Source organism: Ruegeria sp. THAF33, assembly GCF_009363615.1.
Classification (GTDB): Bacteria; Pseudomonadota; Alphaproteobacteria; order Rhodobacterales; family Rhodobacteraceae; genus Ruegeria.
The window spans coordinates 3,295,728-3,322,500 of sequence record NZ_CP045384.1; the positions used below are offsets into that span (position 1 = coordinate 3,295,728).

General features: G+C 58.1%; 23 protein-coding genes (1 of these 23 running past the window's edge). 13 read left to right on the top strand and 10 right to left on the bottom strand.

The window, feature by feature from the left end:
• Positions 1 to 219 precede the first annotated feature (219 nt).
• From FIU92_RS16530 to FIU92_RS16565, 8 genes are all read left to right on the top strand, one after another.
• A complete protein-coding gene (locus FIU92_RS16530) occupies positions 220 to 1,653 on the top strand; it encodes an NAD(P)-dependent oxidoreductase (protein WP_152459663.1) in 1,434 nt (477 codons plus the stop codon).
• A gap of 23 nt (positions 1,654 to 1,676) precedes the next feature.
• Positions 1,677 to 2,114 (top strand): GFA family protein, encoded by a 438-nt coding sequence (locus FIU92_RS16535; RefSeq protein ID WP_152459664.1) that lies wholly within the window; start codon positions 1,677 to 1,679, stop codon positions 2,112 to 2,114.
• The gene (gltB, locus tag FIU92_RS16540) at positions 2,111 to 6,643 is read left to right on the top strand and encodes a glutamate synthase large subunit (protein ID WP_152459665.1); all 4,533 of its coding nucleotides are present in this window, start codon (positions 2,111 to 2,113) and stop codon (positions 6,641 to 6,643) included. Before FIU92_RS16535 ends, gltB begins: the two co-directional genes overlap by 4 nt.
• A gap of 180 nt (positions 6,644 to 6,823) precedes the next feature.
• A complete protein-coding gene (locus tag FIU92_RS16545; protein ID WP_152459666.1) occupies positions 6,824 to 7,738 on the top strand; it encodes a Hint domain-containing protein in 915 nt (304 codons plus the stop codon).
• Between the two features lie 39 nt (positions 7,739 to 7,777).
• The gene (mtgA, locus tag FIU92_RS16550; RefSeq protein ID WP_152459667.1) at positions 7,778 to 8,512 is read left to right on the top strand and encodes a monofunctional biosynthetic peptidoglycan transglycosylase; all 735 of its coding nucleotides are present in this window, start codon (positions 7,778 to 7,780) and stop codon (positions 8,510 to 8,512) included.
• Between the two features lie 58 nt (positions 8,513 to 8,570).
• The gene (locus FIU92_RS16555; protein WP_152459944.1) at positions 8,571 to 9,236 is read left to right on the top strand and encodes a glutathione S-transferase family protein; all 666 of its coding nucleotides are present in this window, start codon (positions 8,571 to 8,573) and stop codon (positions 9,234 to 9,236) included.
• A 74-nt stretch (positions 9,237 to 9,310) separates the two neighbouring features.
• Positions 9,311 to 10,348, top strand: coding sequence for a tRNA epoxyqueuosine(34) reductase QueG (gene queG, locus FIU92_RS16560; protein WP_152459668.1), 1,038 nt, complete (start codon positions 9,311 to 9,313; stop codon positions 10,346 to 10,348).
• A gap of 72 nt (positions 10,349 to 10,420) precedes the next feature.
• Positions 10,421 to 12,424 carry a hydantoinase/oxoprolinase family protein gene (locus FIU92_RS16565; RefSeq protein WP_152459669.1) on the top strand — a complete coding sequence of 668 codons (2,004 nt, stop codon included), beginning with the start codon at positions 10,421 to 10,423 and terminating at the stop codon, positions 12,422 to 12,424.
• 38 nt (positions 12,425 to 12,462) lie between these two features.
• Here FIU92_RS16565 and msrA read toward each other — a convergent pair whose 3' ends face one another.
• A complete protein-coding gene (gene msrA / locus FIU92_RS16570) occupies positions 12,463 to 12,975 on the bottom strand; it encodes a peptide-methionine (S)-S-oxide reductase MsrA (protein WP_152459670.1) in 513 nt (170 codons plus the stop codon).
• The gene (gene msrB / locus FIU92_RS16575) at positions 12,975 to 13,421 is read right to left on the bottom strand and encodes a peptide-methionine (R)-S-oxide reductase MsrB (protein ID WP_152459671.1); all 447 of its coding nucleotides are present in this window, start codon (positions 13,419 to 13,421) and stop codon (positions 12,975 to 12,977) included. The genes msrA and msrB overlap by 1 nt, the downstream gene beginning before the upstream one ends.
• Before the next feature lie 145 nt (positions 13,422 to 13,566).
• Between msrB and FIU92_RS16580 the strand changes: the two genes are divergently transcribed.
• Positions 13,567 to 14,088 (top strand): glutathione peroxidase, encoded by a 522-nt coding sequence (locus FIU92_RS16580; protein WP_152459672.1) that lies wholly within the window; start codon positions 13,567 to 13,569, stop codon positions 14,086 to 14,088.
• Here the strand turns inward: FIU92_RS16580 and FIU92_RS16585 are convergent.
• Positions 14,064 to 14,951, bottom strand: coding sequence for a DMT family transporter (locus tag FIU92_RS16585; RefSeq protein WP_152459673.1), 888 nt, complete (start codon positions 14,949 to 14,951; stop codon positions 14,064 to 14,066). The two genes, FIU92_RS16580 and FIU92_RS16585, sit on opposite strands and share 25 nt — an antisense overlap.
• Before the next feature lie 182 nt (positions 14,952 to 15,133).
• On the opposite strand from FIU92_RS16585, the gene FIU92_RS16590 reads away from it, so the two are divergent.
• Positions 15,134 to 16,330 carry a BCCT family transporter gene (locus FIU92_RS16590; RefSeq protein ID WP_152459945.1) on the top strand — a complete coding sequence of 399 codons (1,197 nt, stop codon included), beginning with the start codon at positions 15,134 to 15,136 and terminating at the stop codon, positions 16,328 to 16,330.
• A gap of 201 nt (positions 16,331 to 16,531) precedes the next feature.
• Here FIU92_RS16590 and FIU92_RS16595 read toward each other — a convergent pair whose 3' ends face one another.
• The 5 genes from FIU92_RS16595 to FIU92_RS16615 all read right to left on the bottom strand — a co-directional run bounded on the left by FIU92_RS16595 (position 16,532) and on the right by FIU92_RS16615 (position 22,006).
• On the bottom strand, positions 16,532 to 17,050 hold the full coding sequence (locus FIU92_RS16595) for a CHAP domain-containing protein (protein ID WP_254444005.1): 519 nt from the start codon (positions 17,048 to 17,050) through the stop codon (positions 16,532 to 16,534).
• 297 nt (positions 17,051 to 17,347) lie between these two features.
• Positions 17,348 to 17,635, bottom strand: a complete 288-nt coding sequence (locus FIU92_RS16600) for an HU family DNA-binding protein (RefSeq protein ID WP_117871130.1) — start codon at positions 17,633 to 17,635, stop codon at positions 17,348 to 17,350.
• A 130-nt stretch (positions 17,636 to 17,765) separates the two neighbouring features.
• Entirely contained in the window at positions 17,766 to 19,229 is a 1,464-nt protein-coding gene (locus tag FIU92_RS16605) for an AMP nucleosidase (protein ID WP_152459674.1), read from the bottom strand.
• A complete protein-coding gene (ade, locus tag FIU92_RS16610) occupies positions 19,226 to 21,028 on the bottom strand; it encodes an adenine deaminase (protein ID WP_152459675.1) in 1,803 nt (600 codons plus the stop codon). Before ade ends, FIU92_RS16605 begins: the two co-directional genes overlap by 4 nt.
• Positions 21,029 to 21,136: 108 nt before the next feature.
• On the bottom strand, positions 21,137 to 22,006 hold the full coding sequence (locus FIU92_RS16615) for a LysR substrate-binding domain-containing protein (RefSeq protein ID WP_152459676.1): 870 nt from the start codon (positions 22,004 to 22,006) through the stop codon (positions 21,137 to 21,139).
• Positions 22,007 to 22,118: 112 nt separating this feature from the next.
• On the opposite strand from FIU92_RS16615, the gene FIU92_RS16620 reads away from it, so the two are divergent.
• Positions 22,119 to 22,874: a class II aldolase and adducin N-terminal domain-containing protein gene (locus tag FIU92_RS16620; protein WP_152459677.1), complete on the top strand. Its 756-nt coding sequence runs from the start codon at positions 22,119 to 22,121 to the stop codon at positions 22,872 to 22,874.
• Positions 22,875 to 22,897: 23 nt separating this feature from the next.
• On the top strand, positions 22,898 to 23,887 hold the full coding sequence (locus FIU92_RS16625; protein ID WP_152459678.1) for a sterol desaturase family protein: 990 nt from the start codon (positions 22,898 to 22,900) through the stop codon (positions 23,885 to 23,887).
• A gap of 24 nt (positions 23,888 to 23,911) precedes the next feature.
• On the opposite strand, the gene FIU92_RS16630 is transcribed toward FIU92_RS16625, so the two are convergent.
• On the bottom strand, positions 23,912 to 24,544 hold the full coding sequence (locus FIU92_RS16630) for a class I SAM-dependent methyltransferase (RefSeq protein WP_152459679.1): 633 nt from the start codon (positions 24,542 to 24,544) through the stop codon (positions 23,912 to 23,914).
• 88 nt (positions 24,545 to 24,632) lie between these two features.
• On the opposite strand from FIU92_RS16630, the gene FIU92_RS16635 reads away from it, so the two are divergent.
• Positions 24,633 to 25,478 (top strand): SDR family oxidoreductase, encoded by an 846-nt coding sequence (locus tag FIU92_RS16635; protein WP_152459680.1) that lies wholly within the window; start codon positions 24,633 to 24,635, stop codon positions 25,476 to 25,478.
• Between the two features lie 5 nt (positions 25,479 to 25,483).
• On the opposite strand, the gene FIU92_RS16640 is transcribed toward FIU92_RS16635, so the two are convergent.
• A protein-coding gene (locus tag FIU92_RS16640; RefSeq protein WP_152459681.1) for a GMC family oxidoreductase crosses the window boundary here: on the bottom strand, positions 25,484 to 26,773 show its 3' portion. The gene runs 330 nt beyond the window's last position; only the last 1,290 of its 1,620 coding nucleotides appear in the window; its start codon lies off the right edge, out of view — the gene reads right to left on this strand; its stop codon occupies positions 25,484 to 25,486.

Sequence of the window (26,773 nt, forward strand, 5' to 3'; positions counted from 1 at the left end):
TGCTGCTGCCACGTGTTCTTTGTGAGTTATGGGTATAAGGGCGATGGAAAAAAGGAAAGCGCGCATATAGGTCCGAATCGGATCTAAAATTTCCAATTATTTCCCACTTTTCTTAAAGGCGCGCTGCATTTTTTCAATTTAGGTCAGTATAATTGACTTTTCATCCAAAAGCGCATCCCGTAAAGAAACGGAACCTAGCCAATTCATGGAGTCTGACCCGTGGCCAAGCAACCGATGCTGAAATTTGTGCAGATCGACCGCGTCATGCCGGAAAAGCGTGCTGCCAATGACCGCAAGGACGACTTTGACGAGATCTATTCCGAGTTCGCCGCCGAAAAAGCAGCCGAGCAGGCGAGTCGGTGCAGCCAATGTGGTGTTCCGTACTGCCAGTCGCATTGCCCGCTGCACAACAATATTCCCGACTGGTTGCGCCTGACTGCGACCGGGCGCCTGGAAGAAGCCTATCAGGTAAGTCAGGCCACCAATACCTTCCCCGAGATCTGCGGGCGCATCTGTCCGCAGGACCGCCTGTGCGAGGGCAACTGCGTGATCGAACAGTCGGGCCATGGAACCGTCACGATTGGTTCGATCGAGAAATACATAACGGATACCGCATGGGAAAAAGGTTGGGTCCAGCCGGTTGCTCCATCGGCCGAACGCGCTGAAAGCGTAGGTATCATTGGTGCAGGCCCTGGTGGATTGGCCGCTGCGGATATGCTGCGCCAGGCTGGTATCCAGGTCACGGTATACGACCGCTATGACCGGGCCGGTGGCCTGCTGATGTATGGCATTCCGGGGTTCAAACTGGAAAAAGACGTTGTTCAGCGCCGCAATGACCTGTTGGCTGATGGTGGGGTCGAGTTTGTTCTGAATTGCGACGTGGATGCGGCCAAGTTCGAAGAAATCCGGGCCAGGCATGATGCCGTTATCATCGCGACCGGTGTCTACAAGTCGCGCGACCTGGCAATGCCGGGCAGCGGTTTGGCCGGGATCGAAAAGGCGATCGACTTCCTGACAGCCTCGAACCGGAAAAGCTTTGGCGACCAGGTCGAAGAATTCGACAACGGTCGCTTGAACGCCCACGGCAAGAAAGTCGTCGTGATTGGCGGCGGTGACACTGCGATGGATTGCGTGCGCACTTCGATCCGTCAGGGCGCGACTTCTGTCAAATGTCTGTATCGCCGGGACCGGGCCAACATGCCGGGGTCACAGCGTGAAACGCAGAATGCCGAGGAAGAAGGCGTGATCTTCGAATGGCTCAGCGCGCCCAAAGGGTTCACGGGTGAAGACACGGTCAAGGGTGTCATCGTTCAGAAGATGCGCCTGGGACAGCCAGACGCATCCGGTCGTCAGGCCCCCGAAGTGATCGAAGGTGCGGACTATGTCGAAGACGCCGATCTTGTGATCAAGGCGCTTGGATTCGAACCTGAAGACCTGCCGACGCTGTTCGGACAACCTGATCTGCCGGTCACCCGCTGGGGTACGATCAAGGCGGCGTTCCAAACCGGCGAGACCGAAATGGACGGAGTCTATGCAATCGGTGACATCGTACGCGGTGCCTCGCTGGTGGTCTGGGCGATCCGGGACGGTCGTGACTGCGCTGATGCGATCATCGAACGCTTCAATGCTAAATCTGCCGTTGCGGCCGAATAATCCCGCGATCAGGAGGCTTCGAAATGCCTGAATTGCAAGGCCAATGCATGTGTGGCGCAGTTACGGTGACGGCAACTCCGGCGCGGGATGCGCTGGGGGCCTGCCATTGCGACCAGTGCCGGCGCTGGACCAGTTCCATGCTGGTGACGTTTCAGGCCGAAGAAGGCTATGCCGCGCTTGGACCGGTCAAAACCTTCACTTCCTCTGACTGGGCCGAGCGCGCCTTTTGCGCCGATTGCGGCTCGGCGCTTTGGTATCGGATCACGCTCCCAGGCGAGATGCACGGCCAGACGCAAATGGCGGCAGGTCTGTTTGACAACGCCGCAGGCAACCCGCTGAAACTTGAACTTTACATCGACAAAAAGCCCCAGGGCTACGCGTTCGCAGGCGAACGCCGGCAGATGACCAAAGCCGAGGTCGAAGCCATGTACGCCCCCTCTGACGAAGGAGACAGCCAATGACCAGATATGATGCCGATTGGGTGCGGGCCGAAGAAGCCAAGCGCAAATGGATGGCTGAAAATGGTCTCTATTCCGAGGAAGAAGAGCATTCTTCCTGTGGTGTGGGTCTCGTTGTGTCCGTGGATGGGAAAGCGTCGCGCAAGGTTGTGGACGCCGGTATCGACGCGCTCAAGGCGATCTGGCACCGCGGCGCGGTTGATGCGGACGGAAAGACCGGCGATGGCGCGGGCATTCACGTGCAGATTCCGGTCTCGTTTTTCTACGATCAGATCAGGCGTACAGGCCACGAGCCCAAATTGGACAAACTGATCGCTGTTGGTCAGGTTTTCCTGCCGCGCACCGACTTTGGCGCACAGGAACAGTGCCGGACCATCGTGGAAAGCGAAGTTCTGCGCATGGGCTATTACATCTATGGCTGGCGTCATGTGCCGGTCGATGTCACCTGTTTGGGTGAAAAAGCCAACGCCACCCGACCCGAGATCGAGCAAATCCTGATCTCGAATTCCAAAGGAGTGGACGAAGAGACCTTCGAGCGCGAGCTCTATGTCATTCGTCGCCGTATTGAAAAGGCTGCCTCGGCTGCGGGTATTTCCGGACTGTACCTGGCGTCGCTGTCGTGCCGTTCGATCATCTACAAGGGCATGATGCTGGCCGAGCAGGTTGCTGTCTTCTATCCCGACCTGATGGACGAACGGTTTGAATCCGCCTTCGCAATCTACCACCAGCGCTATTCCACCAACACTTTCCCGCAATGGTGGCTGGCGCAGCCTTTCCGCATGTTGGCGCATAATGGCGAGATCAACACGCTGAAAGGCAACATCAACTGGATGAAAAGCCACGAGATCCGCATGGCGTCCTCGACATTTGGGGATTATGCCGAGGATATCAAGCCGATCATCGCCGGAGGATCGTCGGATTCGGCAGCATTGGACTCGGTTTTTGAGGTTCTGGTGCGTGCGGGCCGCTCGGCCCCGATGGCGAAAACCATGCTGGTTCCGGAAAGCTGGTCCAAGCAGGCGGTGGAACTGCCGCAGGCGTGGCGCGACATGTATTCCTACTGCAACTCGGTGATGGAGCCGTGGGACGGCCCCGCCGCACTGGCCATGACGGATGGCCGCTGGGTCTGTGCTGGACTGGACCGCAACGGCCTGCGTCCGATGCGTTATGTCGTGACTGGCGATGGTCTTGTCATTGCGGGATCCGAGGCCGGCATGGTGCCGATTGATGAGTCCACAGTGACCGAAAAAGGCGCGCTGGGCCCCGGTCAGATGCTGGCTGTCGACATGAAAAAGGGCAAGCTGTATCGCGACACCCAGATCAAGAACAAGCTGGCGAGCGCATTGCCGTTTGGTGAATGGGTCGGCAAGATCAACGATCTGGACGAGGCGCTGGCAGGTGTGACCGAAAAGCCGATATTCTCGGGCGAAGATCTGCGCAAACGCCAGATCGCGGCAGGCTATTCGGTCGAAGAGCTAGAGCAGATTCTTGCGCCCATGGCCGAAGATGGTAAAGAGGCGCTGGCGTCCATGGGTGACGATACGCCCTCGGCGGTTCTGTCCAAACAATACCGCCCGCTCAGCCATTTCTTCCGGCAGAATTTCTCTCAGGTCACCAACCCGCCGATCGACAGTTTGCGCGAATACCGCGTCATGTCCTTGAAAACCCGGTTCGGGAACCTGAAGAACGTGCTGGATGAGGACAGCAGCCAGACCGAGATCATCGTTCTGGAAAGCCCCTTTGTTGGAAACGCGCAATGGGATGAACTGGTTGGGAACCTCAATGCTCCGCTGGCCGAGATCGATTGCAGCTTTGAGCCTGGTCAAGGTGCGCTGAGCGCGGCTTTGGCCCGTGTCAGAGCCGAAGCTGAAGAGGCTGTCCGGTCTGGCGCCGGGCATCTGGTGCTGACCGACATGCACTCGGGTGAAGATCGTGTGGCGATGCCGATGATCCTTGCCACCAGCGCAGTGCACTCACACCTGACCCGTCAGGGCCTGCGGACGTTCTGTTCCTTGAACGTACGCTCGGCTGAATGTGTCGATCCGCATTACTTTGCGGTTCTGATCGGCTGTGGCGCGACCGTTGTGAACGCCTATCTGGCCGAAGACTCGCTGGCCGATCGTATCGATCGTGGGCTGCTGGACGGCACCCTGACCGAAAATGTTGCGCGCTACCGCGAAGCCATCGACCAGGGCCTGTTGAAAATCATGGCCAAGATGGGAATTTCGGTGATCTCGTCTTATCGTGGAGGTCTGAATTTCGAGGCTGTAGGCCTGAGCCGCGCGATGGTCGCCGAGTACTTCCCGGGTATGACCAGCCGTATTTCCGGCATCGGCGTCACCGGTATTCAGGCAAAGGCCGAAGAAATCCACGCCAAGGGCTGGAACAGTGGTCTGGACGTGTTGCCGATCGGTGGTTTCTACAAGGCGCGGCAATCGGGTGAAACCCATGCGTGGGAAGCGACCTCGATGCATATGATGCAGATGGCTTGCAACAAGGCGTCCTATGAGCTGTGGAAACAGTATTCTGCCAAGATGCAATCGAACCCGCCGATCCATCTGCGCGACCTGATGGATTTCAAACCATTGGGCAAACCGGTGCCGATTGAAGAGGTGGAATCGATCACCTCAATCCGCAAGCGTTTCGTCACGCCGGGCATGTCACTGGGCGCGCTCAGCCCCGAGGCGCACAAGACGCTGAACGTGGCCATGAACCGGATCGGAGCGAAATCCGACTCGGGTGAAGGTGGTGAAGATCCTGCACACTTCGTGCCGGAGCCGAATGGCGACAACCCCTCGGCCAAGATCAAACAGGTGGCCTCGGGCCGGTTCGGTGTGACTGCCGAATACCTGAATCAATGTGAAGAACTTGAGATCAAGGTGGCCCAAGGCGCGAAGCCTGGTGAGGGTGGTCAGCTGCCAGGCATGAAGGTCACCGACCTGATCGCGCGTCTGCGTCACTCGACCAAGGGTGTGACGCTGATCTCACCGCCGCCGCACCACGACATCTACTCGATCGAAGACCTTGCGCAGCTGATCTATGATCTGAAACAGATCAACCCGCGCTGCAAGGTGACGGTGAAACTGGTGGCGTCTTCGGGCGTCGGCACGATTGCTGCCGGTGTGGCCAAGGCGAAAGCGGATATTATCCTGATTTCGGGTCACAACGGCGGTACGGGTGCCTCACCCGCCACCAGCATCAAATATGCTGGTCTGCCATGGGAGATGGGCCTGACCGAGGCGCATCAGGTTCTGGCGATGAACAACCTGCGCGACCGGGTGACTCTGCGCACCGATGGCGGCCTGCGCACCGGGCGCGACATCGTCATGGCAGCGATGATGGGGGCCGAGGAATACGGCATCGGCACCGCCGCCCTGATCGCGATGGGCTGTATCATGGTGCGTCAGTGCCAGTCGAACACCTGCCCCGTCGGCGTCTGCACGCAGGATGAATCGCTGCGTGCCAAGTTCACCGGCAACGCGGACAAGGTGGTGAACCTGATCACCTTCTACGCGCAGGAAGTGCGCGAGTTGCTGGCCAGCCTTGGCGCGCGTTCCGTGGATGAAATCATCGGTCGGGCCGATCTGCTGGCGCAGGTTAGCCGGGGTTCGGCACATTTGGACGATCTGGATCTCAACCCGCTGCTGATCACCGTCGATGGTGCGCATAACATCGTGTACAATCGCGACAAGGACCGCAACGCCGTGCCCGACACGCTGGATGCCGAGATCGTGCGCGATGCGGCACGGTTCCTGAAGGACGGCGAGAAGATGCAGTTGTCATATGCCATCCAGAACACGCACCGCACTGTCGGAACCCGTATTTCCAGCCACATTGTGCAGAACTTCGGCATGCGGAACACGTTCCAGGATGACCACCTGCACGTGAAACTCCAGGGTTCGGCCGGTCAGTCTCTGGGGGCTTTCGCTGCCCCGGGTCTGAAGCTGGAAGTGTCGGGGGATGCCAATGACTATGTTGGCAAGGGCCTGTCTGGCGGCACGATCGTTGTGCGCCCGCCGCAGGTCAGCCCGCTGAAGGCAGACGACAACACAATCATCGGCAACACGGTTCTCTACGGTGCAACTGACGGCCATCTGTTTGCGGCTGGCCGCGCGGGTGAACGGTTTGCCGTGCGCAACTCGGGTGCCACAGTTGTGGTTGAAGGGTGTGGCTCGAACGGGTGTGAGTACATGACCGGCGGTGTGGCCGTGATTCTTGGTGATATCGGGGCCAATTTCGGTGCCGGGATGACCGGTGGCATGGCATATCTGTACGATCCCGAAGGCAAGGCCGAAGCGTTGATGAACAAGGAAACGCTTGTGACCTGCCCGGTCACCGTGGACCATTGGGTGGATCAATTGAAAGCCTTGATCACGCGTCACGCCGAGGAGACTTACAGCCGCAAGGCTGCGGATATTCTCCAGCATTGGGATGTGGAAAAGGGCAACTTCTTACAGGTTTGTCCCAAAGAAATGCTCAACAAACTCAGCCACCCGCTGAGCGAAGAAGCCACGGCAGTTCCGGCGGAGTAAGCCGAAATTCCACCAAAAAACCGGCCCCGCGTGCCATTTGCAGCACGCGGGGCCACAGTTTTTGTGAGGTTTCGGTGGGATTCTTGCTTGTTCTTCCGAATTTCGCCATGCTTTTTTCACCTTGTAGTGATAGCCATTGCCTGTTTCGGTTCCTAATGGTGACAGAGTAGGGGCAACAGGATGCCAACGACATATCGCGATCAGTTCTTCACCTTTGATCCCGCAAGCCCGCCACCAGCGGGAACGGCCGTCACGGTCAGCAATTTCACCCTGACTGATGCGAATGATGACAATCTTATTGACGCACCCAGTGGTGACACGGTCAACGGGCAAGACGTTACAAATTCCTGGCCAGGCGATACCGTAACGATCAACGTGTCAGGCGTTGGGAACGTGACCTATACAGGAACCACGTTCTACCTTGCTGATGGGTCGCGGGCTTTCACCCCCACAGACGGCCAGGTGCTGCAGCCCGGAACGCTGGTGTCGACCACTTTTGTCAACACGTCAGGCCCGCTGAATGTCGGTAACCTTGGGCCGCCGTGCTTTACGGCCGGGACCATGATCGCCACACCGGAAGGTGAGCGCGCGGTTGAGGGTTTGAAGGCTGGTGATCTGGTCATCACGGTGGATCACGGACCACAACCCTTGATCTGGGTCGGGTGTACAACCGTCGCAGCCGAAGGCAAACTGGCCCCAATCCGTTTCGATGCCGGGGTGTTTGGTCTGGATCGCCCCTTGCTGGTTTCACCGCAGCACCGGATGCTGATCGAAGACTGGCAGGCGTCCTATCTGTTCGGTCATACCGAAGCGCTGGTTCCGGCGCATACTCTGGTCAACGATGACACCGTGAAACGGGTCGAGGGCGGTGAGGTTGAATATTTCCACCTGTTGTTCAAACAGCATGAGATCGTTTTCGCCAACGGAGCAAAGAGCGAAAGCTATTATCCCGGGCACGCGTTGTCGGCTTCGGATCGGGCAACGCAAAGCGAAGTGCTGCACTTGTTTCCCGAGTTGACCGGGCTTGATCCGATGTCGCTGAAAACCGCGCGCCCGATCGTTCATCCGCGCGAGGCGCGCGCTTTCGCGATTTAGGCCGTTTCAAACCGGAACCTTGCGTCGTATAGCTGAGACATGGCGAAGAAAGCAGCCCGCAAATCCGGCGGAAAAAAACGCAAGGCATCCAGAAAGAAGGAACCAGTGGCGCGGCAGATTCGCCGCTGGGTAACGCGAGCGGTCATGGCGGTTCTGGGCCTCGTGGTTGCTCTGGTCCTGATTTACTCGGTGGTGAACCCTCCTGTCACCCACACCATCTGGTCGGAATGGCGCCGGCTGGGAAAGGTTGAACGCGAATGGGTTCCGATCGAAGACATGGCACCGATCATGGCAAGATCAGTTGTTGCAGCCGAGGACGCAAATTTCTGCCTGCATTGGGGCTTTGACGTCGAAGCAATCCGCGACGCGCTTGAGGATGGCGGCAATCGTGGTGCCTCGACCATCACGCAACAGGTGGTGAAGAATGTGTTCCTCTGGCAGGGCCGCAGCTGGGTGCGCAAGGCTTTGGAAACCTCGATCACGCCGGTGGTTGAAATATTCTGGAGCAAACAGCGTATTCTTGAGGTGTATCTGAATGTCGCCGAAACCGGAAATGGCGTATTCGGGGTCGAAGCTGCGGCGCAACGCTATTTCAACACCAGCGCGGCAAAGCTGACTTCGGTTCAAGCGGCGCGGGTTGCCGCAATCCTGCCGTCCCCGCGCAACCGGTCGGTCACGGATCCGACTGCGCGTACCCGCAGACGGGCGGCTTCGATCCTCGATGGGGCGGCCACCATCCGCGCAGATGGTCGCGCGGATTGTTTCGAGGATTGAAACCCGCTATCTGCCAAGGCTAAATCTGTCGGGTATTCACTTGTTCGAATGGAAGTCCATGGCGCGTCTGTTTCACGTTCCCCTCTCTCCGTATTGTCGCAAGGTCCGTCTGTCGCTGGCGGAGAAGAAGATCGAAGTTGAGCTGGTAGAAGAGCGATACTGGGAACAGGATCCTGATTTTCTGCGGCGCAACCCGGCGGGAAAAGTACCCGTGTTGCGTCTGGACGGGCAGATCATGTCGGAAAGCGCGGCGATCTGCGAATACATCGAAGAAACCCGCCCAGAGCCAGCTTTGATGCCGAAAACCCCCGAAGCCAGGTTTGAAGTGCGACGGCTGGTCGGTTGGTTCGACGACAAGTTTCACCACGAGGTGACATCGAAGCTGTTGTATGAGCGAGTGAACAAAAAGGTGACAGGACAGGGGTATCCGGACAGCAAGAACGTCAAACAGGGTGCCAAGGCGATCAAATACCATCTGGATTACATGGCGTGGCTGCTGGATCACCGCCGTTGGTTGGCCGGGGATCAGATGACATTGGCGGATTTCGCGGCCGCGGCGCATCTGTCTTCGCTGGATTACATCTCGGACGTGGACTGGAACCGTAGCCAGGTGGTCAAGGACTGGTATGCCAAGATAAAGTCTCGACCGGCATTTCGGTCAATTCTGGCGGATCAGGTGCCAGGGTTCCGACCGCCGCCCCATTACGCTGATCTGGATTTCTGATAGGGTGCGCAAGGGGGGCTGTCTGCTCCCCATCGCGCCAAGGGCGCGATTTCCCCCGAGGATATTTTGGCCAGATGAAGAGCGGATCGGATCTTAAGGAAAAGCTGGTGCAACAAGCCCAGGCAGAGGGGTTTGTTGCCTGTCGCGTGTGCCGCCCTTGGGATGTTCCACAGGTGCCGAAACGCTTGCGGGCCTATCTGGACGCCGGGTACCACGGGCAAATGGGATGGATGGCCGAGCGCACGCATTGGCGTGGCGATCCTGCCGCGCTTTGGCCCGAGGCGCAATCGGTGGTCATGTTGGCTGAAAGCTATACGCCGGAACATGACCCGACGGAGATCCTGAAACACCCAGATCGTGGTGCAATTTCGGTCTATGCGCAGAACAAGGACTATCATGATCTGGTCAAGAAGCGGCTGAAGCGGTTGGCGCGATGGCTGATTGCCGAAGCTGGAGGCGAGGTGAAAGTATTCGTCGATACCGCTCCGGTTCCCGAAAAGGCGCTGGGATATGCCGCCGGACTGGGTTGGCAGGGCAAGCACACCAATCTTGTAAGCCGCGAATGGGGAAATTGGGCCTTTATAGGGTCTGTTTTCACTACTCTGGACCTACCGGCGGACAATTCAGAGATCGATCATTGCGGATCGTGCCGCGCCTGTCTGGACATTTGCCCGACCGATGCGTTTCCGGCCCCGTATCAACTGGATGCACGGCGGTGCATTTCATACCTGACCATTGAGCATAAAGGCCCGGTGGACCATGAGCTGCGCGGAAAGTTGGGCAATCGGATCTATGGCTGCGACGATTGTCTGGCGGCCTGTCCATGGAACAAGTTTGCCGTCGCAGCGAGCGATATGCGCTATGCCGCCCGGGACGATCTGAAAGCGCCCGGTTTGGAAGAACTGGCGGCGCTGGACGATGCCGCTTTTCGTGCAAAGTTTTCCGGCTCGCCGATCAAACGAATCGGCCGGGACCGGTTCGTGCGCAATGTTCTGTATGCCATTGGAAACTCGGGACAGCCGAAACTGAAACCAGTGGCTCAGCGTCTGTTGGAAGACCCGGATGAGACCGTGGCAGAAGCGGCGCGCTGGGCGGTGGAACAACTGTCATAATTGCCGCAAACAGGCTGGACGTGTCGTGCATAACCGCTAAACCCATCCGCAGCGAACAGACAGGAGGACCCGATGACGTTGTCTTTGGGGGTAGATACGGGCGGGACCTATACCGACGCGGTGCTGATCAGGGATGAGAAAGAGGTCATCGCCTCGGCCAAGTCGCTGACCACCCGGGCGGATCTGGCGATTGGTGTGGGCAAGGCGATCTCGTCTGTGCTGGCAGAGGCGCAGGTCACACCGGATCAGATCTCGATGGCGTCATTGTCGACGACGCTGGCCACGAATGCGCTGGTCGAGGGGCAGGGTGGCCGTGTCGCGTTGATCTATATCGGGTTCAAGGACAGCGATCTTGAAAAACACGGGCTCAAAGAGGCGCTGAAGGGCGATCCGGCCCTGGTGATTGCCGGTGGGCATACCCATTCCGGTGGGCAAGCTGCCGCCTTGGATGCCGCAGCGCTTGAGGCCTTTTTGGAGTCGCATAACGGAATTTCCGGCTTTGCGGTTGCTGCTCGGTTCGCCACCCGCAACCCGGCGCACGAGTTGGAAGCGGCGCGCATAATCTCGGAAAGAACCGGGGCGCCGGTGACCTGTTCTCATCACTTGTCCGCCAAGCTCAATGGTCCGAAACGCGCGGTGACGGCTGTGCTGAATGCGCGGCTGATCGGGATGATCGACCGATTGATCGGGCGTGCACAGGATCAACTGCATGCGCTGGGAATTTCGGCGCCGATGATGGTGGTGCGCGGCGATGGCGCCCTGATGAGCGCGGAACAGGCCCGGGAACGGCCGATCGAGACTATTCTGAGCGGGCCTGCGGCTTCTATCGTCGGGGCGCGATGGCTTACCGGAGCGGACAATGCGCTGGTCTCGGACATCGGGGGAACGACCACTGATGTCGCACTTATCCGGGACGGAAAGCCCGCGATCGACCCGGCCGGGGCGCAGGTGGGTGGGTTTCGCACCATGGTCGAGGCCGTGGCGATGCGAACCCACGGTCTGGGCGGCGACAGTCAGGTTCATGTTGCGACCGAAGGGTTGCGGGGCGGTGTTTTCCTGGGCCCGCGTCGCGTGTTGCCCGTTTCGCTGATCGCATCAGAAGCGCCCGACGTTGTGCATTCTGTACTGGATGAACAATTGCGGGCCACGACCGTGGGCGAGCATGATACGCGTTTTGCCCGCCGCGTGCCCGGCATCCATGCTGAAGGAGTCGGCGCGCGGGAAGAAAGCCTGCTGGAGAGGCTGGGAGATCGCGTTCTGCCCCTGAGCGCCTTGCTGCGTTCGCGGATGGAGAACGGGGCGCTGATGCGCCTGGTCGATCGCGGAATCATCCAGGTGTCTGGGGTTACGCCATCTGATGCCAGTCACGTGTTGGGGCGGGTTCGTGCCTGGGATGTCGATGCGGCGCGCAAGGCATTGGAACTGATGGCACGCAAACGGGTCGGGTCAGGGGATATGTTGGCAAACTCTCCCGAAGCGCTGGCCCAGATGATCGTGGATCAATTGACGGAACAGACCAGTTTGACCTTGTTAGAGGCTGCTTTTGACGAAGAACAGGTTGGTTTTGGTCTGCCTTCGCAAGACTTGGCGCGTCATGTGCTGACACAGCGCGGGTTGGCACAACACCGTGGGTTGCTGTCGCTGAGCGCTGCTTTGAATGTGGATGTGGTTGGCCTTGGGGCGTCGGCCCCCAGCTATTACCCTGCGGTGGGTGAACGGCTGCACTGCCGAATGATCCTGCCGGAACACGCGGGCGTGGCAAATGCGATTGGTGCTGTCGTGGGGCGGCTGACCCTGCGTCGCTCGGGCACCGTCACATCCCCGGCGGAAGGGCGATATCGTGTGCATCTGGAGGATGGCCCGAAGGACTTCGCCGCGTCAGAGGACGCTCTGGCCCTGTTGGAAAAGGTACTAATGTCCGAAGCAGAGGGCGCAGTACGAGAAGCCGGCGCAGAAGACATTCGCGTGATCGTGGATCGTGACATCAAAACCGCGCGAGTCGAGTCAAAGGACGTTTTTGTCGAGGCGCTGATCACGGTCGAGGCAAGCGGACGTCCACGGGTGGCCGCAGGCTAGCCCCCCTGAAAGCTCAGAGGGGCCGGGCAGGTGGTGCTTTATTCTGCTGCGCTTGAGCGTTTGGGCAGGACCCAATCCTGACGCGGGAAGTGGCAGGTATAGCCGTTCGGAATCCGCTCCAGATAATCCTGATGCTCTGGTTCGGCTTCCCAGAACTCTCCGACAGGTTCGACCTCGGTCACGACTTTTCCGGGCCACAAGCCGCTGGCATTCACGTCGGCGATGGTGTCCAGGGCCACCTGTTTCTGAGTGTCATCCACGTAGTAGATCGCAGATCGATAGCTCATGCCGATATCGTTGCCCTGCCGGTTGACCGTGGTTGGGTCATGGATCTGAAAGAAGAATTCCAGCAGGTCGCGATAGCTGATCCGAGACGGATCGAACCAGATCTCGATCCCTTCCGCGTGGGTACCGTGGTTGCGATAGGTCGCGTTGGGCACGTCACCGCCGGTATAGCCGACACGCGTACGCGACACGCCCGGCAGTTTGCGGATCAGGTCCTGCATCCCCCAGAAGCAGCCCCCGGCCAGTACAGCGCGTTGCTCGGTCATCAGATTTCCTCCACATGAATCAGGTATTCGCCATAACCTTCGGCTTCCATCTCATCCCGATGAATGAACCGAAGCGAGGCAGAGTTGATGCAGTACCGCAAACCGCCATGTTCACGCGGACCGTCCGGGAAGACATGCCCCAGATGGCTGTCGCCGTGTTTCGAGCGAACCTCGGTCCGGATCATGCCATGCGTGGTATCGCGGAACTCTTCGACATGTTCGTGCACGATCGGCTTGGTGAAACTGGGCCAGCCGCACCCGGATTCGTATTTGTGGGTCGAGGCAAACAGCGGCTCACCTGATACGATATCTACATAAATGCCCGGTTCCTTGTTGTTCAGGTATTTCCCGGTGCCCGGACGTTCTGTACCACTGCGCTGGGTGACGTGAAACTCTTCGGGCGAAAGCGCAGCAATGGCCGTGGGGTCTTTGGTATAGCGAGTCATGGATCCTCCGGCTGAAATAGTGTTTGCGCCATTATCTGGGGGCTGCGGGGTGGAAAGCAAAGCGATATTTCAAACCGCTCTCGCAGTCGTGCAAGTGATCTGAACAACAGAGTCACACGTATCTGAATGAAAGGGAGGACAAGACATGATGAGATTGCTGCTTTTGACTGCCCTGATCTTGCTGGGCCGCGCCGTTCAGGCGGCACCGCTGACCGGTGAGTTCGACTCGATCGACGGAGGCACATTGGCCATCGAAGAGTGGCGCGGCCAACCCATCCTGGTGGTCAACACCGCGTCACAATGCGGGTTTACCGGGCAATACAAGGCTCTGCAAAAGGTGCATGAGGCCTATTCCGGCAAGGGGCTGGTCGTTCTTGCGGTTCCGTCGGATTCGTTCAATCAGGAACTTGGGTCCGCGGAAGAGGTGAAACAGTTCTGCGAGATGAACTATGGGCTGACTTTACCGATGACGGATATCACTCCGGTCAAAGGGGCTGACGCCCACCCGTTTTATAAGGCCGTTGCCGCGCAGACCGGGTTCACGCCCAAGTGGAACTTCAACAAAATCCTGATCGATCCTGAGGGTGAAGTCGCGGCGACTTTCGGGTCAAATGTAAAACCCGATTCCCGCAAACTGCTGTCTCAGGTCGAGGCTTTGCTGCCCTGAACGGGCTGGCGTGAAAGCTGAACCGCAAGAATGCCAAGGGTTGTAACCGCGACGCCAACCGCATCCATGGCGCCGAGCTTCTCGCCCAGCAGGATCGCCGCGATGGTGACGCCAAACACAGGGTTCAAAAAGTGGAAGGTGGCGGCTCGAACGGGTCCGATCCGGTCCAACAGCAGGAACCAGATCAGTGTCGCCAGCAATCCGGGGAAAAGAGTCGTGTAGGTAAAGGCCAGCGCCAGTGGCAACGTCGGGTGGATGTAGATGGTTTCAAAGACCGGAGCAGCCGCAAACAGCGCGGCTGAACCAACCAACATCTGCAAGCCAACGACCATCATGAAGTTCCCGCCGGATGTTGCACCGCGAACGGCCAAGGTTGCAAAGGTCAAGGCAAGAGCACCCAAACCGCAAAGCGCGACCCCGAACATATCAACGCCCGCGCTGATCCGGCTGCTCATGATAAGGGCGACTCCGGCGAAACCGGCGAACAGACCCAAAACACCCAGTGGCCGCAGCTTTTCGCCGAAAATCAACCACCCCGCCAGCGCCACCAACAAGGGCATGGTGGATGCGATTATGGCCGCGACCGAAGCCTCGACCGTTTGCATCGCATAGAAATTTAGACCCAAATAAAGGGCATTTTGGCAGATCCCGAACAATATCGTTGCGCGCCATTGGTTTCGGGTCAGGTGCCAGCTTTGCCCCATCGCGCGAGCTATCATGACCCCCAGAACACCGGAGATCAGAAACCTCAAGGCCAGCGAAAACAGAGGGGACGCATCCGCCACGATAATACGCGCTGAGGTAAAGGCAGATGACCAGATCAGGGCAAATGTCAGCCCCATGGCTATGGCGCGCAGATCCATGGAGACCCCCTGTCACTTTGCGCGGACTGTTCCTGATTTTGGGGTCGGTCGCAAGCGGTGCGCGTCAAAAAAGACACATGCGTGATGCAAGAAAAGTCTTGCGCATGTTTATATTGATTGACCAGCCAATTAAAGATATCGGCGGCAGGACCTGACATATCAAGGGAGGTTTGTCGGTGCTTCTGGAGTACATTCTATCGTTCGGCGTCCTGCTGGCATTGGGGCTGGTCGCTTTCTTCGTCGTGAAATGGTGGAACCTGCGCTGTGTCGGCGTGACACCGGTTCATCTGTTCACGTTCATCGCGATTCTGTTCACATCCGGCCTGGATGTCGGCCTGATCATGTTTCCACTGACCGAATTCGGAGGATACGCCGAGGATCCGGCCTATGCCTTTGCCAACCCGCTGGCGATCGAATTCGGATTCTGGGGTTTTCTGATCTGGGCCTTCTATTTCCTGACGGCCTTCTACTTCTGCGTGATAGAACCCCGCGTGAAGTTCTTTGAGATCCCGCTGGTCAAGCTGATCAACAACGTGGTGATCATCGGCACATGCGCTTTCACCGCCAGCCTGTTCCTGATCTACCTGCCCGGCTATCTGCCCGAGGTCGGCGATGGCGAATCCGTCGTCACCACCTTCTACATCATCGTGTTTGTCGTCATTCTGGCGGCGGCCTATTCCTCGACCGATCTGAAATACGTTCGCATCCTGTCCGTCGGTTCGACCTTTCTGTTCCTTGCCCTGATTCTGGGCATGTGGGCAGCCGCAGGTATGGGCGTGACCGGGTTCGTGGAAACCGGCAGCAATATCGGCGCCTATTTCGCCAACCTGCACAAGTTCGTCCTGCCATTGACCGACTATCACGCGTTCTACCTGTTCTGGTGGTTTGCATGGTCGATCATGATCGGACAGTTTACGTCGCGCTTTGTGGGTGGTCTGACCACGTGGCAGTTGCTGGCCGCGCTGTTGATCTTCCCGTCGATCCCGCTGGGGATCTGGTTCACTGTACTTTATTATTACCACCTGAACGGCATAAGTACCGCTGGCATCACCAACATTGCGATGGTGATCGTAGGTGTAACGTTCGTGATCAACTCTCTGGACTCGCTGATCCGTCTGTACACCGACAACCTGAACCTGACCGTCGAGCGGTTCGGAAAGGCGGTCTATGTGGCTGGCAACGTCGCACTGCTGTTTGTCCTGACCCTGTTGTTCCAAAGCCAGTGGCTGCAAATCCAGTGGATCGGAGCGGTCGTGGTTGGGCTGTATCTGGCTTGCGTCGTCTATATCCTGATCACCAAACGCCAGGAGGTATTGAGCATCGACTCGATGCCAGAAGATCGTGATCTGGACTTCCACAAGGTTGAAACGGTCCACTGACCGGACCAGAGACACGGAACAGAAACGGGCACCTCTGGTGCCCGTTTCTATTTTTACCGACAATATTGCAGCTTTGGACAATCTGCGGGCTTTTCAACCACGCGACATCCCAACCCGGACGGCGGCTGCCTTTACGGCACGATCAAAAGGAATGTTGCCCGCGTTGCAATCAACCCGCCCGTGAAATGAAGTTGGGCAAGGCTATTCGTCAACCGCCGGATAGATGAACCCGTTTACCGGGTAGGGATTGCCGTAGCGGCCCGGTTGGCTTTCAACCCGAACCAACGTCCAGTCATTGTTTTTTGAGACATCTTTGACGCCCATCTTCAACGACACCTTGTTTCGGTGCCAGTTGGCATGATTCACGATGACTTCTCGGTCGGTGACGATATCGGACACGACAGCCACATGGCCCAGCGGCATTCCGCGGGTCGCCCGAAACGACATAACCGCACCAACAACCGGTTCCTTGCCGCGCTCAAACACTTGCTGCGCCCTTCCCCACCAGTCCTTCGCGTTGCCGCGAATTTCAATACCGCTGAGGTCTCTAGCGTAGGGCACGCACCATACTCTTTGCCCTCTGGCCCGCTTTTTCGAGACCTCTTGCAGAGCCATCAACTGACGTTCAGGGTCGAGATTTTCATTGGTGGTGCTTTGCGCGCAGGCAGAGACAAGAGTGATAAGACCCACCGCAATCGCGGAACGGGTGCTGCCAGACAAGCGCGGCCAAGTCGTTTTCTTTCTACAGACGCTGTTTTGCAAGATACTTCATTGCCGGTTCGAAGATTGACGAAGTTGTAAGGTGATCGGACAAGCCTTGAAAAGAGGCCCGCCAACGCCACGGCAAGATTTTGCCAGTTCTCTGACCCTGAGGGCGCATTTTCACTTGGGTGGTGAATTCCGGGCCGAAACATGCTGTGTGAAACGGGTTCAAACCCGGCAGGCACAACATATTCAAGACGATAGAAAAAAGGCCCCCCGAAGGCGGCCCTTTATCGTTGTCATGAAAAGCTGAAATCAGCCGTTCACGCTATCTTTCAGCGCTTTGGCGATGGTCATTTTCACAACCTTGTCGGCTTCTTTGGTGAAGGTTTCACCAGTGGCCGGGTTACGAACCTGACGCTCGGGCCGCTCGCGGCAGTAGATTTTGCCGACGCCGGGCAGGGTCACTGCGCCACCGGCCGAAACTTCGCGGGTAATCAGGCCGGTGATGGCCTCCAGCGCGGAGTTTGCGGATTTCTTGTCGGTTCCCATTTCCTCAGCGAGAGCAGCTACCAGCTGAGTCTTTGTCATAGGCTTTGCCATTTCTTGGTCTCCTTAACGTGCCCGATCTATAGGGCCTCACCGCGTAACTGTAACGGGATATTGTGGCCAAACACAACGAATAGTAGCGCTGAAATCCCTAAAAATATGGGGAAAACGTTGCTTTTTTGCGTCAGAGGAAGGCCGTTTCGTCGAAGGAGCGCAGTTTCCGGCTGTGCAAACGCTCCAACGGCATGCCGCGCAGATGCTCCATCGCCTTGATGCCGATGGCCAGATGTCGGCTGACCTGAGTGGTATAGAACGAAGACGCCATGCCTGGCAGCTTCAATTCTCCGTGCAGGGGTTTGTCCGACACGCACAGCAAAGTGCCGTACGGAACGCGGAACCGATAGCCGTTTGCGGCAATGGTGGCACTTTCCATATCCAGCGCGATTGCCCGGGATTGGCTGAGTCGCTGGACCGGGCCGGACTGATCGCGCAATTCCCAGTTTCGGTTGTCGACCGAAGCCACGGTGCCGGTCCGCATGATCCGCTTCAGCTCATACCCTTCCAGTTTCGTTACCTCGGCCACGGCGTGTTCCAGCGCCACCTGAACTTCGGCCAAAGGCGGGATCGGCACCCAGACGGGCAGATCGTCATCCAGAACCTTGTCTTCGCGCAGATAGGCGTGGGCCAGAACGAAATCGCCCAATGCCTGCGTATTGCGCAACCCGGCGCAATGGCCAACCATCAGCCATGCATGCGGGCGCAGAACGGCAATATGGTCGGTGGCGGTTTTTGCATTGGATGGGCCAACACCGATGTTCACCAAAGTAATCCCCGAACCATCTTTGCGCTTCAGGTGATAGGTCGGCATTTGCGGCAGTTTCAGCGGTTGTTCGATAGGTGCCTTTGGGTCCGTGATCTCGGCATTGCCGGTTGAAACAAAGCTGGTATAGCCGCTGGCAGGGTCCGCCAATTGTTCTCGGGCGTAGTTTTCGAATTCCGAGACATAGAACTGGTAGTTCGTAAACAACACGTGATTCTGAAAGTGACCAGCGTCGGTGGCCGTGTAGTGTGCCAATCTGGCAAGCGAATAATCCACGCGCTGGGCGGTGAAAAGGGACAAGGGTCCAACGGCATCTTCATGGTCATGCACGCCATTGACGATGTCATCATTGGTGGTTGTCAGGTCCGGAACATCAAACACATCGCGTAAGGTGAAGTCGGCTGCGCCCTGATGAGGCACGACCAGATCGGGATTGTTTGCCACGGCGAAATGCACCGGAATCGGTGTGTCCGACGCCGCAATTGTTACAGGCTGACCATGGTTCTTGATCAACAGGGCGATCTGTTGGGTCAGGTAGGATCTGAACAGATCCGGGCGCGTCACCGTCGTGGCATGAACACCAGGTTCAGACACATGCCCAAAGCTCAGGCGGCTGTCGACTTGGGCATAGGTCGAGGTTTTGATGCGAATTTCCGGATAATAGGCTCTGAATCGCGCGGCAGGTGCCCCATTTTCCATGGCGTCCGCAAAGCTGTCGCACAGGAAATCGGTGGCCTGCACGTACAGCTCTTCCAACCGTGCAACAGCGGCGGCGGGATCGGTAAACTGTTCTGGCGCGGGTGCTTGCGGTGTCAGGAGTGTGGTCATGCCAATGGTTCCAGAAGTTCTATTTTTTCGAATGTGCGTACGTCGACCAACCCGAGATCCGATATTCGAAGTTCGGGAATCACGACCAGCGCCAGCAATGAATGCTGCATGTACGCGTTGTTCAGATGACAGCCGCAGTCCTGCATCGCCTGCACCATCCTGTCGGCCTTGGCCGCGACTTCGGCGGCGGGGCTGTCGGACATCAGGCCTGCGATGGGCAGTTCGACCAGCGCCAGTTCCTGCCCATCCCGGAACAAGGTGATGCCACCGCCCACGTCGGCCAGACGGTTGGCGGCCAGCGCCATCTGATCCCGGTCCGTACCGACGACGATCATGTGATGACTGTCATGCGCCACGGTCGAGGCCATGGCCATTTTTCCCTGATAGCCAAAGCCCGAAACAAAAGCGTTGGTAACGCCCCCGGTGGCCCGGTGCCGCTCGACCAGCGCGATCTGGCACACTTCGCCTTCGCCCTCGACCAGCCCGCCAATGATCGGCAATTCAGCTTTCAATGCCTTGGTCGGGGCCTGGTTTTCCACCACGCCGATGACGTTGGCCTGAACTTTGTTGGCCCCTTCCGGTGCCTTGATCTCAAAATCGGCCGACGTCAGTTCATGCCCCAGATGCACGGTGTTGCGTGATTTTTCGGGCCAGTTCAGATGTGGACAGTCCACTTTGATTGCACCGTTTTCCGCGACAACCTGCCCGCGGGCTATCACGATCTCAACCGGCAGTTCGGTCAGATCCGAGCTGAGGATGATATCCGCCCGCCGCCCCGGAGTAACGGAACCGATCTCGCGTTCCAGCCCGAAATGCGTTGCCGTGTTGATCGTCGCCATTTGCAGCGCGACCAGGGGGTCACATCCGCAAGCAATGGCATGGCGCACGACGCGGTTCATATGCCCGTCATTCACCAATGTGCCGGAATGACAGTCATCCGTGCACAGAATGAAGTTGCGCGGATCCAGCCCTTTTTTTGTCACGGCCGTAATCTGGCTTTCCACATCATACCAGGCCGACCCCAGACGCATCATCGAGCGCATCCCCTGCCGAACCCGTGCGATGGCGTCGGCCTCGCATGTGCCTTCGTGATCATCCGCCGGGCCACCCGCGACGTAAGCCGCAAAATCAGGCCCTAAATCAGGCGAAGCATAGTGCCCTCCGACCGTTTTCCCGGCCCGTTGAGTGGCTGCAATCTCGGCCAGCATCTTGGGGTCGCAGTGGATCACGCCCGGGAAATTCATCATCTCGCCCAGCCCGATGATACCCGGCCAGTTCATTGCCTCGGCCACGTCTTCGGGTGTGATTTCATAGCCCGTCGTTTCCAACCCCGGTGCGGATGGCGCGCAGGATGGCATCTGGGTGAAAATATTGACCGGTTGCATCATGGCTTCGTCATGCATCATCCGCACGCCGTCCAGACCCAGCACATTGGCGATCTCATGCGGATCGGTGAACATGCTGGTGGTTCCATGCGGGATGACGGCACGGGCAAATTCGGCTGGGGTGAGCATTCCGGATTCGATATGCATATGCGCATCACACAAGCCGGGCAGGATGTAGCGCCCTTGTGCTTCGATGATTTCCGTATCCAGACCCACGCAATGCGAGGCATCCGGTCCGACGAATGCTATGCGCCCGGCAGCAATCGCCACTGAATGATCGGGCAACAATTCGCGGCTGTGTACGTTCACCCAGATTCCGCCCTGAATGACCATGTCCGCCGCCTCGCGTCCGGCTGCAACTGCGATCAATTTGGGGGCGACATCGGGCCAGCTTGGGAAAGGTGTGTATTCCATGGCTCAACTTTCACGAATGCGTCAGCGGGTGCAACCCCGGTTCTTCGGTGTTGGGGATTCCTCATACATGTTGGGCACGTCTTTTGGTTCTGGCGCGCGCGTTTCCCTTTACACCTCAGACCCGATCTCACGCCGCACCCAGTTGGCAAAGGCCACGGCGCCGGGTGTGTCCTCGGCCTGTGGGGACAGTAGCAGATAGTAGGACTCGGGCATTCGCGCACGGTGCTTGAACGGTGCGACCAGCTGACCGCGCTTGATCAGATGACTGGCGATCGTGTCATGTGCCAGGCAAAGACCACCGCCAGCCATGACCGCTGACAGGCAAACCAGATAGGTCGTCGCGTAGGTTATCGGCGGATTTCCCCAATTCAGACCCTGATCTTCCGCCCAACTTGGCCAGTTGGACAGCAGGTTGGAGCAGTCGAAAAGTGGCTGTTCCTGAAGGTTTTCCAAGCATACCGGATAATCTGGTGCGCAGACCGGATAATAGTGTTCGGTACGCAGAATTTCAGTTCGGACCGTGTCGGACGGGCGGAGCGAGAACCGAATCTCGACCGCTGCGCCTTCGGCCATTTCGCGCGGTTCCCAAAGCTCGGTGAAGACGTTCAATTGAACATGCGGATGTTCCGCCCGAAACGCCGGCAGGCGCGGGGCCAGCCAGTTGACGGCAAAGCTGATGTTGCATTGCACTTGAACCGCGTTTGGTTGCGCGCCGGTAACCGCCCGGGTTCCGCGCATCAGTGTCCGGAATGCCTCTCGCACAACTGGCAAATAGGTGATTCCGGCCTCGGTCAGTTCCAGAGCTTTGGGGCGGCGCAGAAACAGTGGCTGCCCCAGATGCCCTTCCAGAGATTTAATCTGCTGGCTGACGGCGCTTTGCGTCATGTTCAGGTCTCGTGCCGCGCCGGTAAACGAGAGATGGCGTGCGGCGGCTTCGAAAGTGCGCAACCAGCCCAGCGGAGGAAGCGAGTTCTGCATCTACATAACCTCGGTATAAGTTCAGCTAATGGGATAGTTGCGTTTTTTTCGTTGGTCAAACTGCCGGGCCCCATGCAGGTTTGGCCACGACCAGCCGCGAAAGGAGCCAAGCATGAGCCTCACCAGTCTTCGTCCCAATATCGACCATTGGTCCGAGCGCGTGGATATGGCCGCCACCTTCCGCTGGACGGCCCGGCTGAACATGCATGAGGCGGTTGCCAACCATTTCAGCCTGGCGGTGAATGATGACGGCACGCAGTTTCTGATGAACCCCAATCAGGTGCACTTCGCGCGCATTCGTGCCTCGGATCTATTGTTGCTGGATGCCAATGACCCGAATGTGATGGAACAACCTGGCGCGCCGGACCCGACGGCCTGGGGGCTGCACGGTTCAATCCACCGCCACTGCCCGCATGCGCGTTGCGTCATGCATGTGCATTCGATCTTTGCGACTGTTCTGGCGGCTTTGGCCGACAGTTCATTGCCGCCGATCGATCAGAACACGGCGACCTTTTACAACCGCTACGTGGTAGATGAAGAATTCGGAGGTCTGGCCTTTGAAAGTGAGGGTGAACGCTGCGCCGGGATGCTGTCCGATCCCAGGAAGAAGGTCATGATCATGGGCAATCACGGTGTTCTGGTCATCGGCAGCGACCCTGCGGATGCCTTCAACAGGCTGTATTATTTCGAACGCGCGGCCGAAACCTACATTCGTGCCTTGCAGACCGGGCGGCCCCTGCGAGTCTTGTCGGATGAGATTGCCGAAAAAACAGCGCTTGAGCTGGATGACTATCCCGATCAGGCCGAGGCGCACCTGCGTGAGATCAAGGCGATTCTCGACGCAGAGGAATCAGACTACGCAACCTGACTGCACATCCCAAAGAGAGCATCATGACGGATATCGCCCCGGATCCCGAAACCGCCCGCTGGCACTATCACCCCGAAGGTCCCGTGGGTCTGAACCCTTTGTTCAGCTGGCCACCGCGCCCCGCGGCAGTGCTGAAATGGTACAGCGGCGCGTGGTTGCAGATCACGTCCCTGACCTTGTGCATGGTTCTGGCGATAATTGCCTATGCCTTCTTTTTCCCTGCATTAGAGACGATGCAGAGCTTTGCACCCGGCTGGATGTTTCGGATCTGGCTGTTGAACATGGTGCCGCAAATCCTGGTGGCTGGGGGGCTGCATTGGTGGCTTTACATGCGAAAAGGGCAGGGCATGTATAAAAAGTTCGACCGCCGGGATCTGACACGGAACAACGGAACGTTTTCTTTCCGCAATCAGGTTTGGGACAATATCTGGTGGACGCTGGGCAGCGCCATGACAGTGGCCACCGTTTATCAGTGGATCATCTACTGGGCGATGGCCAACGGCTGGGCGCCGACGATCACCTGGGCTGAAGCTCCGGTTTGGTTTGCCGTGTGGATGATGTTCATTCCGATGTGGTCTGGCCTGCACTTTTACTGGGTGCACCGGCTAGAGCATCACCCAAAGCTCTACAAACACGTCCACGCCGTGCATCACCGCAATGTCAATATCGGGCCCTGGTCTGGGATTTCGAACCACTGGTATGAAAACCTGCTGTATTTCACCACCTACTTCATCCACCTGATTGTGCCGTCTCATCCGCTGCATCTGCTGTTTCACAGTTCATTCCAGCAGATCAGCCCGGTTCTGTCCCATTCAGGGTTCGAAAAACTGAAAGCTGGCGAAACCGAGGCTGCGCGAGCTGGGGATTTCTTCCACCAGCTTCATCACAGGTATTTCGAGTGCAACTACGGCACGTCCGAAATCCCGTTCGACAAGTGGTTCGGCACCTACCACGATGGCTCGGCTGAGGCGACAACGCGTACGCGCGCGTACAAAAAGCAGATGTACACCTGATGGTTTCGGCGTGATTGCCTTAGTTTAAACCCGCTCAAACAAAGCAATGAACGCCGTGTCGTCTTTGTTGGGGCCAGCAGCAAGATCGCCATAAATGCGAACTTCGGGCAGGGTCAGATTTCGAATTTGACCCTGTTCCAATTGACGCAGTTTTTCTGCAAAACCCAGTTCCTCGAAATGGCGCGCATTGATCGAAAGGGCAAACTGCGCCCCGTGCCGCGCCACGCGTAACAGCGCGGGCAACACCTCGGGGCCCAAGTGACCATGTGTGAACGTGCCGGATGAAACTATGCCGGAATAGTTGTGGCGCGGAACGGGGATGCCCTGTGTCAGATCAGCCTCGATCGCGTCCCGGTAAATGTCCTTGCTCATCGCCTGATCCAGCATCTCTGCGCTGATGTCGGTTGCATCAATGGGTCCGACGCCAAGCGCCGACAGCACCGCGCCGCACAGGCCGGTTCCTGCTCCGACATCCAGAACGGGCCCCTGACCGCCCGCGCCGACAAATGCCCGTGCCGTGTGGGTGTGAAGCTGATAATCTTCGCGCGCGGCGAAACTGTCATCATAATCTCCTGCCCATTCCGCATAGAGCTGTCTGTTCTCGTCCGGAGAACTCAGCGCATAGGCCGAATGCAGGTCAGGTGTTTTTTTGCTCATGGCCAACAGAAAGGCGCAATCGAAGATTCGATTCAAGTGCGTCCATGCGGCGCTTGCATCCCGGTACGACGCAGATCATCAAAGGGGCATGACCAAGACGCTCTTTTCATTCGGCCATGGCTATTCTGCCCAGGCCCTGTCCCGAAAACTTGCCCCTAAGGGCTGGAAAATTTTTGGCACGACGCGAGACCTTGAAGGGACGGGTGCAATCCGGGCCTCTGGCGCCGAGCCGCTGATTTGGCCGGGTGATGCACTGAACCTTGATGGGGTGACCCATTTGCTGATCTCGACGGCGCCAGATGAAGCGGGTGATCCTGTGCTGGCGGCGCTGGGCGATGAAATTGCCAAGCGGTCCAGTCAGTTCGATTGGGTGGGCTACTTGTCGACAACGGCCGTCTATGGCGACCATCAGGGTGGTTGGGTGGATGAGGACACGCCGCCCACACCGACCGCCAAGCGCGGAAGATGGCGTATGCTGGCCGAGGAGCAATGGTCGGCCATTCCGGGCCTGCCTGTTCACATCTTCCGTCTAGCGGGTATCTATGGGCCGGGGCGCGGTCCGTTTTCCAAGCTCAAGCGTGGTGGATTGCGGCGCATTATCAAACCGGGGCAGGTGTTTTCGCGCATTCATGTGGAAGACATCGCGCAGATCTTGGAGGCCTCGATGATGAAGCCGAATCCGGGAAGCATCTACAATGTATGTGACGACGAACCGGTCCCGCCGCAGGATGTCATAGGATACGCAGCCGAGTTGCAGGGTTTGCCCCTGCCTCCTGCGGTCCGGTTCGACGACGCCGATCTGACGCCGATGGCGCGCAGTTTCTACAACGAAAACAAGCGGGTTCGAAACGACCGGATCAAGGAAGAACTGGGTATTGATCTGATCTATCCCAATTACCGTATCGGGCTGGAAGCTCTGATGAAAGGCAAGTAACGTCCTTACATCGCCGCCGCTTTGATCATGTCCGCCGCTTTTTCGGCTATCATGATCGTGGGCGCGTTTGTATTGCCCGACACCAATGTCGGCATCACCGAGGCATCGACGACTCGCAGGCCTTCAAGCCCGCGCACGCGAAGCTGGGGGTCGACGACCGCCATTTCGTCCACGCCCATTTTGCAGGTGCCCACGGGGTGATAGATCGTGTCGGCGCGGGCGCGGATGTGCTCCTCCCAATCCTGATCGGTCTGGGCGGTATCGGTGCCGAACAGTTCTTTGTGCCGGTACTTGGCCAAAGCTGGCGCGTTGAGGATATCCCGAGCCATTCGCGCGCCTTTGATCATGGTTTGCAGATCGCGTTTGTCTGACAGAAACGCCGGATCGATGGCGGGCGCCGCCGTGGGATCTGCGCTGTTCAGGCCTACGGTCCCCCGACTTTCCGGCCGCAGCTTGCAAACATGGCAACTGTACCCGTACCCGTAATGCAGCTTGCGGGCATGATCATCGACCATTGCGATGGTGAAATGCAGCTGAATGTCGGGACGCTCCAGATCGGGGGTGGTTTTCAGAAACGCTGCGCCTTCGGCAAATGGCGTAGCCGCCATCGAGACACCCGTCTTGCTCCACCTCCGAATATGTCGCAACAACCGCGCTGCCCCCGCCGGGCCGATACCAAAATTGTCGGTGTCTGTGGTTTTGAAGATCAACGCGAAATCCAGATGATCCTGCAAGTTCCGTCCCACGCCAGGCAGTTCGTGGTGAACCGCGATTCCGTGCGGTTCAAGGTCGCTTTTTGCGCCAACACCTGAAACCTGAAGCAGCTGCGGCGTTTTCAAGGCCCCTGCACACAGCAGGACTTCGCGCTTCGCCTGAATGGTGATGTCTGCGCCCTTGCCTCTCACCCGGTATACAACGCCCGTTGCGCGCTTGCCCTCAAAGCGCAGCCTGCTGCCATGTGCATGCGTGATGACAGTCAGGTTCTGTCGGCCGGAAACTGGGAAAAGATAACCAGCTGCCGCGGAACACCGTTCCCCATTCTTTGCCGGGTCGTGAAACTGGGTAACCTGATACAGACCGACGCCTTCGTTATCACCCCGGTTGAAGTCTTCGGTATGGCGGTGTTGCAGCTGCTGTGCGGCTTGAATGAACGCGTGGGTGATTGGACGAGGCTCTTTTTGCCGTGAAACCTGCAACGGCCCGCTGTCACCATGCACGCTGTCTGCGCCAAGCTCATTGTTCTCGGCCCGTTTGAAATACGGCAATACGCTGTCCCAGTCCCAGCCGTCGCAGCC